The sequence below is a fragment of the Streptomyces sp. NPDC031479 genome (assembly GCF_055581065.1).
On sequence record NZ_JBVIKC010000031.1, the window covers coordinates 80,669 to 91,605 of the forward strand.

The following is a 10,937-nucleotide window of genomic DNA, read 5'->3' on the forward strand; positions in this document are numbered from 1 at the left end:
CGTGCTGACGTACGAGAACGTGCTCAACGCCCCCGTCGACAAGCTCCAGACGGCGGCCACCGACTGGCAGGCCATGGTCGCGAAGCTGGAGGAGCTGGCGGAGACGGCCCGCAACGGCATGAAGGCCAAGGCCGACAAGGCCGAGTGGAGCGGGGTCACCGCCGGGGTGGCGCGGCCGTTCGTGGCGAAGACGGCCAAGGAGTTCGAGGACGCCGCCAAGGAGGCGAAGGGCATCCAGCAGGCGCTCACCCAGGCCCACGCCACGTTCAAGTCGTCCCGCGACCGGTTGAAGAAGCTCTCCGAGGAGGAGGTGCCCGCCGCCGGGTTCAGGGTGGACGCCAAGGGCAAGGTGCAGGCCGCTCCCCTCGTCTCCGAGGAGGAGCGCTACGCGGCCCGGCACGATCCCGATTACCAGGAGTCCATCCGCGTCAACCTGCCGCTGTGGCAGGCGAAGATCGACGCGGCCGTCGACGCCTGCGACGACGTCGACCAGTCGCTCGCCCGCCTGCTGGGCGCCAACGTCGCCGAGGACCACAACTTCGGCTCACCCAAGTACGCCGGCCTCGCCGCAGAGCAGGCCGGCCACGCCGCCGCCCTCGCGAAGAAGGGGCGGGACCTCTCCCACGCCGAGCTCGTAGAACTGAACGAGCTGCTTGCGGACAACGCGAAGGTCCCGGAGTTCTCCACGGCCTTCTACCAGGAGCTGGGCCCCAAGGGTGCACTCCACTTCTTCGGCTCCATGTCGACCGACACCCAGGAGTGGGGCAAGGTCGACGAACAGCGGCTCAAGGACGTTCAGGAACTCCAGAAGAACCTGGGCCTCAACCTCGCGACGGCGACCCGCACCACGTCCGAGCCGCACCTCCCGGACAGCTATGCGCAGGAGCTGCGCAAGCTCGGCACCCAGCACATCCCGCTGGCGAAGTACGACCAGAACCCGCCCTACGGCTACCAGCTGCTCGGCGGGATCATGCGCTACGGCAACTACGACCCCAAGTTCCTGGTCCCCATCGCCGAACACGCCACCCAGATCCACGCGAAGGACCCCGACTTCTTCAACGGGACCCGCCGCCTGGACGGTCTCGGAAAGAACCTGTTCAACCCTTCCGGGATCAACGGCGCCGGATACGACCCGGTGGTCAGCTTCCTGGAGGCCCTGGGGCACAGCCCGGAAGCCTCGGCCGAGTTCTTCGACCCGGGACGGCCCCTGCACGCCTACAACCAGGACGGCACGGAGAAGCCGGGCGTACCGAACCTGGGCAAGGACGCCAAGGGCAAGCCGATCACCGGCTACCTCGACTTCTTCGCCCGGGAGGATTACGACTACACCATCGACATGGAGGGCACGAACTTCGACGACCTGAAGAAGGTCGAGAAACACATGCCGGATGCCTTGGGGCATGCCCTGGAGGCGGCTGCCCTCGGTCATGCCTGGGACGACCCGAAGCCCGAGCTCCACCGGACCGAAACCGGCGCGGCGGTCATGGCGGCGGTCGCGGCCAAGTACGGCGGCGACCCCGGACTCCTTCATCACCAGGACGTCCTGGCCGACAGCCTGGGCAATATGACGGCCGGCTACATCGACGACGTCAACCGAGCGCTGAGCTCGGACCCCGACCACAGCGTCTTCGCCCCACGGGACGGGGACGATCGGGGCCATGCGCAATTCGAGCGCGACGGCGCCCGTGACCTGCTGGCCGCGCTCGGGCAGCATCCCGATGCCTATGCCACCGTGTCCACCGCAGAGCGTGTCTACTCCGTGAGCGTGCTGGAAGGCCAGGCGGCACACGACGGAAACATCGACGAGGGCCGGGCCCGGTCGACGATCCGGACCACGGCCGAGGTGCAGGGCATCCTCGACGAGTCCCGAGCGGGACAGGTCCAGGGAGTCGGCGAGAAGAAGCACGAGGAGTACGAGAAGGCGCACGAACAGCAGTCCGCTTGGGTCGAGTTCGGGACGACGGCGGCCATCGCGGGTGGTGTGGCGTTCCTCCCCGCCACGGCCGCAGCAGCGGGAGCGGCGGCGGTCGTCGTTCCGCTGGCCATCGATCTCGGTAGCGGTGCTGCCGAGCAGGCGGCCTCAGGAGTCGTGGGAGAGTGGTCGGACGAGGCCAAGGAAGAGCACAAAGACAAGATCGACGGCGAGACTCACGACAGCAACAAGGCCATGTTCCAGGCCGGCGAGCACAGTGCCGAGGCGCCCATGCGGAAGTTCATGGAGCGCCATGACGTAGATCCGAACAGCCGCTTCGGGAACGATTTCGTCGAGTCGATGCGCATCGGCTACGAAACCGGCAACTCCATCGCCCGTCAGCAGGGCCACGAGGCCCAGACCAAAGGCGTCGAGTGAGCCGGGGCCCGATACAGCGGAGGCCGGTCGCCCTGATGCTCTGGCGGGCGGTCTTCGCCGCAGCGGTGGTGGGCTGCTCCATCGCTGAGCCGGAGCCCTCCGTCTCGCCCACTCCTGAGCCGCTGCTCGCCGTCGGCCAGATCTGTGCCGGGCTCTTCACGGACGACGGGGGAAAGGCATTGGAGCGGATCCTCGAATCCACGCAATTCCAGGTCCAGGACGAGAACAGGAATCCCGAGGCCGGTTCAGTGGCGCGGACAATGGAAGACGCCTACCGGTCCAGGGCGAAGATCCATTACGCGCCCCAACCGGTCTGCCGGATCGTAGGGACGGCAAAGGACGGCTACCGCCGCACGGCGCAGGTCATGTTCACCGCGTACAGCAAGTACGACGCAGTTCCGGCCGATCTTCCCGGGGTGAGCGCTCGGGGGCCGAGGGTCTGGGCACGGGGGAAGTCGATCGACGTCACGTTCGACTGTGTCAGTGCACGAGTCGGCTCGACCTCTGACATCCCCTTGCAGGTCACTGCCGCGTTCCACGATCAGTGGGGTGAGAGCAAGGGCGCGGCCGTCCTGAGCCAGGACTACCTGGCCGTCACCCACTCGGCGGCGCTCGCCGTGGCCAAGGAGCTCGGGTGTGTGAATGACGGAGGGCTTCCTGCCAGGGCGCAGGAGCTGCCCCCGGCCAACGCCGATGCAGGCTCGGCACCCACCGAGAGCCCCACCCCGTAGCCCCCCGCACACCAGCAAGGCCGCCCTGGGGACGGATCCCCCGGGCGGCCCTCCGTGGAAGCCGTGACCGGAATCGAACCGGCGTAACCCGCTTTGCAGGCGAGTCCCTCAACCACTCGGGCACACGGCTGTGTGGTGGTGACGCGTACGACGCTACGGGCGGCTCGCGGGGTGGGGAAGAGGGGTGGGCGGGGTGCAATGTGACTGCCATGTCGCGTTCACAGTCCTAGGTCCCGGGGCCGAGGGGGGATCCGTCCAAAAGACAGGGGCGTCAGGCCAGTGCGGGCCTTACTCTGGGGCGATGAGCGCCCTTGAACCCCGGATATCCGTGCCCGACGCCGCCCCGCCCCCGCAGGGCGGCGTTCTCGGGCCCGCGTACCGGACGCTCAGCGTCGGGATGATCTCCGTCATCTTCCTGATCGCCTTCGAGGCCACCGCCGTCGGGACGGCCATGCCCGTCGCCGCCCGGGAGCTGGACGGGATCGGGCTCTACGCCTTCGCGTTCTCCGCCTACTTCACCACCAGCCTCTTCGGGATGGTCCTGTCCGGGCAGTGGTCCGACCGGCAGGGGCCGCTGCGACCGCTCACCGTCGGGATCGGGGCCTTCGCCGCCGGGCTGGTGTGCTCCGGGACCGCCGTGGGCATGGGGGTCTTCGTCCTCGGGCGGGCCGTGCAGGGGTTCGGGGGCGGGCTGGTCATCGTCGCGCTCTACGTGGTGGTCAGCCGGGCCTACGAGGAGCGGCTGAGGCCCGCCATCATGGCCGCCTTCGCCGCGAGCTGGGTCGTGCCGTCCATCGTCGGGCCGCTGGCCGCCGGGACGGTCACCGAGCACCTCGGCTGGCGGTGGGTGTTCCTCGGCATCCCGGCGCTGGTCGTCGTACCGCTGGTGGTGGCCCTGCCCGCGATCCGGCGGACCGCCTCCGGGCCCGTGGACCCCGGGGCGGTCACCGCGTTCGACCGGCGCCGGATCGGGTTCGCCCTCGGGATCTCGCTGGGCGCGGGGCTGCTCCAGTACGCCGCCCAGGACCTGCGCTGGCTGTCGCTGCTGCCCGGCGCCGCGGGCGTGGCCCTGCTGGTGCCGGCCGTGCGGGCGCTGATGCCGCGCGGGACGTACCTGGCCCGGCGCGGCCTGCCGTCCGTGGTGCTGCTGCGCGGGGTCGCGGCGGGGTCCTTCATCGGGGCGGAGAGCTTCGTGCCGCTCATGCTGGTCACCCAGCGGGGGCTGAGCCCCACGCTGGCCGGCTTCTCGCTGGCGCTGGGCGGGGTGACGTGGGCGGTCGGTTCCTGGGTGCAGTCCAAGGGGCGGATGGCGCCGTACCGGGAGCGGCTCATGGTCGCCGGGATGGTCATGGTGGCCCTCGCCATCGCGGCGGCCCCGGCGGTGCTCATCGAGGCCGTCCCCGTCTGGACGGTGGCGCTGGCCTGGGCGGGGGGCTGCCTCGGCATGGGGCTGGTGATCGGCCCGACCAGCGTGCTGCTGCTGGAACTGTCGGCGCCCGAGGAGGCCGGGGCGAACTCCGCCGCGCTACAGATCTCCGACGCCCTCGCGAACGTGGTGCTGCTCGCGGCCGTCGGTGCGGCCTTCGCCGGGCTCGGCGGGGGAGCGGTGGGGTCGGCCGGGCACACCCCGGCCGCGGAGGCCACCGCCTCGCACCCCGCCGCCTTCCTGGCGGTGTTCCTGCCGATGGCGTGCGTGGCGCTGGTGGGGGCCTGGGTCGCGACCCGGCTGGACCCCGCCCCGAACCGGCTGGACCCCGCGGAGACCCGGCTGGGCCCCGCCCCGGCGGCGACGGGTACTGCCCCCGCCGAGACGGGTACTGCCCCGGCCGAGACGGGCACCGCCCCGGCCGAGACGGGTACCCCGAAAAGCTGACGGGGCGGGCGGCTCCAGGGGATAGGTTCGGCGGCATGTACGAGCTGACCCTCCCCCTGACCGACGCCGAGCGCGCCGACCTCTCCGACCTGGCCGACGCCACCGGCCGCACGCCCGAGGAGCTCGCGCTGGACGCCGTACGGGAGCACCTGCGGGCGGAGCGCGAGCGCGTCGGGGAGGCCGCCGCGCGCCTGGCCCGCGCCCACGCCCCGCTGCTGGAGAGGCTCGGGCGGTGAGCGCCGTGGACGGGGCCGCCGTGGACGGGGCCGCCGTGGACGGGGCCGCCATGGACGGGGGTGCCGTGCGCCACCTCACCCTCGCCGAGGTCCTCGACCTCGCCCGGCACGCCTGCCTGGCCCGGGACCAGTCCGTGGAACTGCGCGCCCCCGGGCTGCTGGAGTCCGCCGTGCACCGGCCCAGGGCCCGCATGTTCGGGGTGCCGGCCTACGAGGACCCGTACGAGCAGGCGGCCGCGCTGCTCCACGGCATCGCCGTGAACCACCCCCTGGTCGACGGGAACAAGCGGACGGCCTGGCTGGCCGCCGCCACCTTCCTCGCCGTGAACGGCGTGGATCTCGCGGCGGTGGACCAGGACGCGGCGTACGGCCTGGTCATCGATGTCGCCGCCGGGCACGAGGCCGATGTCGCCGTGATCGCGGAGCGGTTGCGCGCGATGTGAGCGCCGGGAGGTTCCCGATGTGACGCTCGCCGCACCCGCCGAGGTCACGGGCCTGTCCCTCCGGGAGGGGCGGGCGGGGGCCGGTAAGGTGGCCCGGTTGTCCTACGTACGACCGCGACCGTGACTGAGACGAACCGGAGACCGTGACTACTACCGCCTCCCACCACCTCTCACCCGCCTTCCCCGGCCGCGCGCCGTGGGGCACCGCCAGCAAGCTGCGTGCCTGGCAGGAGGGTGCCCTGACCCGGTACATCGAGACGCAGCCGCGCGACTTCCTCGCGGTCGCGACCCCCGGAGCCGGCAAGACGACCTTCGCGCTGACCCTCGCGTCCTGGCTGCTGCACCACCACGTGGTGCAGCAGGTGACCGTCGTCGCGCCGACCGAGCACCTGAAGAAGCAGTGGGCGGAGGCGGCGGCCCGGATAGGCATCCGGCTCGACCCGGAGTACTCCGCCGGGCCGCTGAGCAAGGACTACCACGGGGTCGCCGTCACCTACGCGGGTGTCGGCGTGCGCCCGATGCTGCACCGCAACCGCTGCGAGCAGCGCAAGACCCTGGTGATCCTCGACGAGATCCACCACGCGGGCGACTCGAAGTCGTGGGGCGAGGCCTGCCTGGAGGCCTTCGACCCGGCGACCCGGCGCCTGGCGCTGACCGGCACGCCCTTCCGGTCCGACACGAACCCGATCCCCTTCGTCACGTACGAGGAGGGCAACGACGGGATCCGCCGGTCCTCCGCGGACTACACGTACGGCTACGGCAACGCGCTCGGCGACGGCGTCGTGCGGCCGGTCATCTTCCTCTCCTACAGCGGCAACATGCGCTGGCGCACCAAGGCGGGCGACGAGATCGCCGCCCGCCTCGGCGAGCCGATGACCAAGGACGCCATCTCGCAGGCCTGGCGCACGGCGCTGGACCCGCGCGGCGACTGGATGCCGAACGTGCTGCGCGCCGCCGACCAGCGCCTGACGGAGGTCAGGAAGGGCATCCCGGACGCGGGCGGCCTCGTCATCGCCTCCGACCAGGACTCGGCCCGCGCGTACGCCAAGCTGATCCGCGAGATCACCGGGACGAAGGCGACCCTGGTGCTGTCGGACGACACGGGCGCCTCGAAGAACATCGACACCTTCAGCGGGAACGACGACCGCTGGATGGTCGCGGTCCGCATGGTGTCCGAGGGCGTCGACGTCCCGCGCCTGGCGGTCGGCGTGTACGCGACGACGATCTCGACGCCGCTGTTCTTCGCGCAGGCGGTCGGGCGTTTCGTGCGATCGCGCAGGCGCGGCGAGACGGCGTCCGTGTTCCTTCCGACGATCCCCTACCTGCTCGGCTTCGCGAACGAGATGGAGGTCGAGCGCGACCACGTCCTCGACAAGCCGAAGAAGCAGGGCGAGGAGGACCCGTACGCCGAGTCCGAGAAGGAGATGGACGAGGCGAACCGGCAGGAGGACGAGGACACCGGCGAGGACGAGCAGATGTCCTTCGAGGCGCTGGAGTCCGACGCCGTCTTCGACCGGGTGCTCTACGACGGCGCCGAGTTCGGCATGCAGGCGCACCCCGGCAGCGAGGAAGAGCAGGACTACCTCGGCATCCCGGGGCTGCTGGAGCCCGACCAGGTGCAGATGCTGCTCCAGAAGCGGCAGTCGCGGCAGATCGCGCACAGCCGGCGCAAGCCGGACTCGGAGGCGGACCTGCTGGAGCTGCCGGCCGACCGGCGGCCGGTGGTTTCGCACAAGGAACTGCTGGAGCTGCGCAAGTCGCTGAACACGATGGTCGGCGCGTACGTCCACCAGAGCGGCAAGCCGCACGGGGTGATCCACACGGAGCTGCGGCGCGTGTGCGGCGGGCCGCCGAGCGCGGAGGCGACGGCGGGGCAGCTGCGGGAGCGGATCAAGAAGGTGCAGGAGTGGGCCACGCGGATGCGGTAGCGCGTCCGCGGGGGGTGTGACACGCGGAACGGGGTCCGTGCGCTGCTGCGCACGGACCCCGTTCTCGTACTGCCTACTGGCTGTTTACTGCCTGCCGTCAGGCGCCGACGCGCCGACGGCGGCCGTTGCCCGCGACGAGGGCCGCACCCAGGGCGAGCGCGACGCCGCCGGCGCCGAGGGCCCAGGTGGTGGCTGCGTCGGTACCGGTCTCGGCGAGCTGACCGCCGGCGTTGGTGGTGGTGCCCGTGGAGACGGTGGTGCCGGTGCCAGTGTTGTGGTCGACGATCGGCGTGGTGGAGGTGCCACCGTTCGGCTTGGTGCCGCCACCGGTGTGGCCGCCACCGGTGTTGCCGCCCGTGTTGCCCGTGTTGCCGCCGGTCTTGCCCTCGACCTTGGACTCGACGATGTTGTCCGCGGAGTAGCTCTCGTCACCCTCGGCGTTGCTCCACCCCGCGGGGGTGAGGGCGATGTCCGTCGTGGGGGTGTCCTTCGAGAACTTCAGACGGAGCTTGATGTCGAACTTGTCGTCCTTCGCGATCGCCCCGTGTCCGAAGGTCAGGAAGAACTCGTTGTCGGAGCCGGTCGACTCCGCCGGGTACCAGTCCCAGTCGCCTTCCTCGTTGGGGAGGTAGACCTCAAGGGCGATGTTGCCGTCCTTGACCTTCGTGCGGGTCATCAGGTCAACGGCGAGGGAGTAGTCCTTGTGGTCCTTGCCGCCGGTGTTGTCCACCTCAAGGGTGAACTCCTGCCAGCCGCCGCCGGCCTTGAAGGAGGACGGCAGGTCCTTGATCGCGAGCTTCGGGCCGTCGGCGACCCACTTCGCGGCGTCCTTGGCGTCGGCCGCGTCCGCGGCCTTCGCGGCCGGAGCCGGGGTCTGGGCGGCGGGCTTGGCGGCGTCGGCGGCCGGAACCGCCGGGGTCTCCGCGGCGGGCTTGGCGGCGTCGGCGGCCGGGGTGGTCGCCGGGGTCTCGGCGGCGGGCTTCGCGGCCGGGGTCTCGGCGGCCGGGGCCGGGGTCTCCGCGGCGGGCTTGGCAGCCTCCGCCGGGGTCGCCGGGGTCTCCACGGCCGGCTTGGCGGCGGCGTCGGCGGCCGGAGCCGCGTCCGGCGTGGTGATCGCCGGGTTCTGGACCTCGTCCGCCATGGCGGGCGTGGCCATGAGGACCGTCGGGCCCACCACGGCAGCGGCGGCGACGATGGCCATGCGCTTCAGCTTCACTTGTACTTCTTTCCCCTACGTGGGCACGGCGTCGCACGCCCTGCCCACCCCCAAAAATCTTTTTGAACGTGATCAGACTAAGGGGGCTGTAAAGCGGTTTTCGCTTGAGGAACATTACGAATTGGCACAGGCGTCAGCAGAAAAGGACACAAACCGACAGCAGGCGCCCGGATTCTGGACGAGGCCTTCCGCTGAGCGGACCCGCTCGCTACTGTCCCCGCATCGAACGCCCCGTGGCAGCGCCGCCGCGGGAGCGCAGCCGGTGCCATGGCCGCTACCGGCGGCCTCTCCGTGCGTCGCCGAGGGACCGGCAGCGCTCCACCCCGTGAGAGTCACCGCCGCCCACCCGAAGGAGAGGGAGAGGCGTCGTGACCGCGGAAACCTCCCAGACTCTCGATCGAGGGCTGAGAGTCCTCAAGCTGCTCGCCGACACCGACCACGGTCTGACTGTCACCGAGCTCTCCAACCGCCTCGGTGTCAACCGCACCGTGGTCTACCGACTGCTCGCGACCCTCGAACAGCACGCCCTGGTCCGCCGCGACCTCGGCGGCCGGGCCCGCGTCGGGCTCGGCGTGCTGCGGCTGGGGCGTCAGGTCCACCCGCTCGTGCGGGAGGCGGCGCTGCCCGCGCTGCGCTCGCTCGCCGAGGACATAGGCGCCACCGCGCACCTGACCCTCGTCGACGGCACAGAGGCGCTCGCCGTCGCCGTCGTCGAGCCGACCTGGACCGACTACCACGTCGCCTACCGGGCCGGTTTCCGTCACCCCCTGGACCGCGGTGCGGCCGGCCGGGCCATCCTGGCCGCCCGCCAGGGCACGCTCATCGAGCCCGGCTACACCCTGACCCACGGCGAACTCGAAGCGGGCGCCAGCGGCGCCGCCGCCCCGCTGGTCGGCATCACCGGGCTGGAGGGCAGCGTCGGCGTGGTGATGCTGGCCGACGCCGTACCGGAGCGGGTGGGCCCGCGCGTGGTCGACGCCGCCCGCGAGGTCGCCGACGCCCTGCGCTAGCCGGTGGCCGCCCGCCGCGGTGTTCCCGGAGGGGGCGCCGCGCCGGATGCGGTACCGCCGCCGGGGAGCCCCACCAACGGCGGTCGCGGGCCCCGGACACCTGCGCCCCGGACACCGGTGCCACGGGCGCGGGCGCGCGGCCCGATAGATTGGCCGGGTGCTCTCTCGCCTCACACGTCTGCCGCGTCCCGCCGCCCTGGCCATCTGCGCCGCGCCCGTAGCCGCGCTGTTCGCGGTGGCGGCCCTCGCGCCACTGCCCTTCGTGATCGCCCAGCCGGGCCTCACGGCCGACGTGCTCGGCGCCCGTGACGGCAAGCCCGTCATCACCGTCAGCGGCGCGCCCACCCGGGACACCAAGGGCCAGCTGCGGATGACCACCATCCAGGCGACCGGCCCCTCCAGCACCGTCACCCTGCCCGAGCTGCTCGGGAACTGGTTCGACAGCACCCGGGCGGTCATGCCGAAGGGGGCCGTCTACCCGTCGGGCGGAAGCGACAAGGAGATCGAGCAGCACAACCTGGAGGAGATGACGCAGTCCCAGTCGGCCGCCGCCCAGGCCGCCCTCGGATATCTCCACAAGGACCCGAAGACGGTCAAGGCCGACCTCAACCTCGCCGACGTCGGCGGCCCCAGCGCCGGACTGCTCTTCTCCCTCGGCATCGTCGACAAGCTCGACGGCGACGGCAGCGGCGGCGACCTCACCGGCGGGCGCACCATCGCCGGTACGGGAACCATCACCGCCGACGGGACGGTCGGCGCCGTCGGGGGAGTGGGCCTGAAGACCCAGGCGGCCCGCCGCGACGGGGCGACGGTCTTCCTCGTCCCGAAGGCGGAATGCTCCGACGCCAAGGCCGAACTCCCCCAGGGGCTGCGGCTGATCCCCGTCACCTCGCTGTCGGGCGCGGTGGACTCCCTGCGGGCGCTCCAGCGGGGCGGGGAGGTTCCGGCCTGCTGACGGCGAGGACCAGGGTCGAACGGACCAAGCGGGCGTGGGGGGGGGGGGGGGGGGGGGGGGGGGGGGGGGGGGGGGGGGGGGGGGGGGGGGGGGGGGGGGAGGGGAGGGGGGGGGGGGGGGGGGGGGGGGGGGGGGGGGGGGGGGGGGGGGGGGGGGGGGGGGGGGGGGGGGGGGGGGGGGGGGGGGGGGGGGGGG

9 protein-coding genes and 1 tRNA gene are annotated in these 10,937 nt (G+C 72.0%); 8 read left to right on the forward strand and 2 right to left on the reverse strand.

All coding sequences use genetic code 11. The features are described from left to right. Nucleotide 1 precedes the first annotated feature (1 nt). A complete protein-coding gene (locus ACZ5D2_RS28335; protein WP_468933124.1) occupies nucleotides 2–2,350 on the forward strand; it encodes a hypothetical protein in 2,349 nt (782 codons plus the stop codon). Nucleotides 2,351–2,385: 35 nt separating this feature from the next. Continuing rightward, a complete protein-coding gene (locus ACZ5D2_RS28340; protein WP_468933127.1) occupies nucleotides 2,386–3,081 on the forward strand; it encodes a hypothetical protein in 696 nt (231 codons plus the stop codon). 55 nt (nucleotides 3,082–3,136) lie between these two features. On the opposite strand, the gene ACZ5D2_RS28345 is transcribed toward ACZ5D2_RS28340, so the two are convergent. Further along, nucleotides 3,137–3,211: transfer RNA gene (locus ACZ5D2_RS28345), tRNA-Cys, on the reverse strand. Between the two features lie 171 nt (nucleotides 3,212–3,382). On the opposite strand from ACZ5D2_RS28345, the gene ACZ5D2_RS28350 reads away from it, so the two are divergent. From ACZ5D2_RS28350 to ACZ5D2_RS28365, 4 genes are all read left to right on the forward strand, one after another. Beyond that, nucleotides 3,383–4,954, forward strand: a complete 1,572-nt coding sequence (locus ACZ5D2_RS28350; protein WP_468933130.1) for an MFS transporter — start codon at nucleotides 3,383–3,385, stop codon at nucleotides 4,952–4,954. A gap of 35 nt (nucleotides 4,955–4,989) precedes the next feature. Next, complete coding sequence (locus ACZ5D2_RS28355; RefSeq protein ID WP_468933133.1) at nucleotides 4,990–5,190, forward strand: hypothetical protein; 201 nt, start codon at nucleotides 4,990–4,992, stop codon at nucleotides 5,188–5,190. 50 nt (nucleotides 5,191–5,240) lie between these two features. Then, nucleotides 5,241–5,633, forward strand: coding sequence for a type II toxin-antitoxin system death-on-curing family toxin (locus ACZ5D2_RS28360; RefSeq protein ID WP_468933145.1), 393 nt, complete (start codon nucleotides 5,241–5,243; stop codon nucleotides 5,631–5,633). Nucleotides 5,634–5,776: 143 nt separating this feature from the next. Then, nucleotides 5,777–7,561 (forward strand): DEAD/DEAH box helicase, encoded by a 1,785-nt coding sequence (locus tag ACZ5D2_RS28365; protein WP_030239135.1) that lies wholly within the window; start codon nucleotides 5,777–5,779, stop codon nucleotides 7,559–7,561. A 97-nt stretch (nucleotides 7,562–7,658) separates the two neighbouring features. Here the strand turns inward: ACZ5D2_RS28365 and ACZ5D2_RS28370 are convergent, their stop codons facing one another. After that, nucleotides 7,659–8,777: a hypothetical protein gene (locus tag ACZ5D2_RS28370; protein ID WP_468933137.1), complete on the reverse strand. Its 1,119-nt coding sequence runs from the start codon at nucleotides 8,775–8,777 to the stop codon at nucleotides 7,659–7,661. A 368-nt stretch (nucleotides 8,778–9,145) separates the two neighbouring features. Here ACZ5D2_RS28370 and ACZ5D2_RS28375 point away from each other — a divergent pair, with 368 nt between their 5' ends. Together ACZ5D2_RS28375 and ACZ5D2_RS28380 are read left to right on the forward strand one after the other, a co-directional pair. Then, nucleotides 9,146–9,787 carry an IclR family transcriptional regulator gene (locus ACZ5D2_RS28375; RefSeq protein ID WP_008742627.1) on the forward strand — a complete coding sequence of 214 codons (642 nt, stop codon included), beginning with the start codon at nucleotides 9,146–9,148 and terminating at the stop codon, nucleotides 9,785–9,787. A 157-nt stretch (nucleotides 9,788–9,944) separates the two neighbouring features. Continuing rightward, nucleotides 9,945–10,742, forward strand: a complete 798-nt coding sequence (locus ACZ5D2_RS28380; protein WP_371678359.1) for a S16 family serine protease — start codon at nucleotides 9,945–9,947, stop codon at nucleotides 10,740–10,742. The last annotated feature ends 195 nt before the right edge of the window (nucleotides 10,743–10,937 follow it).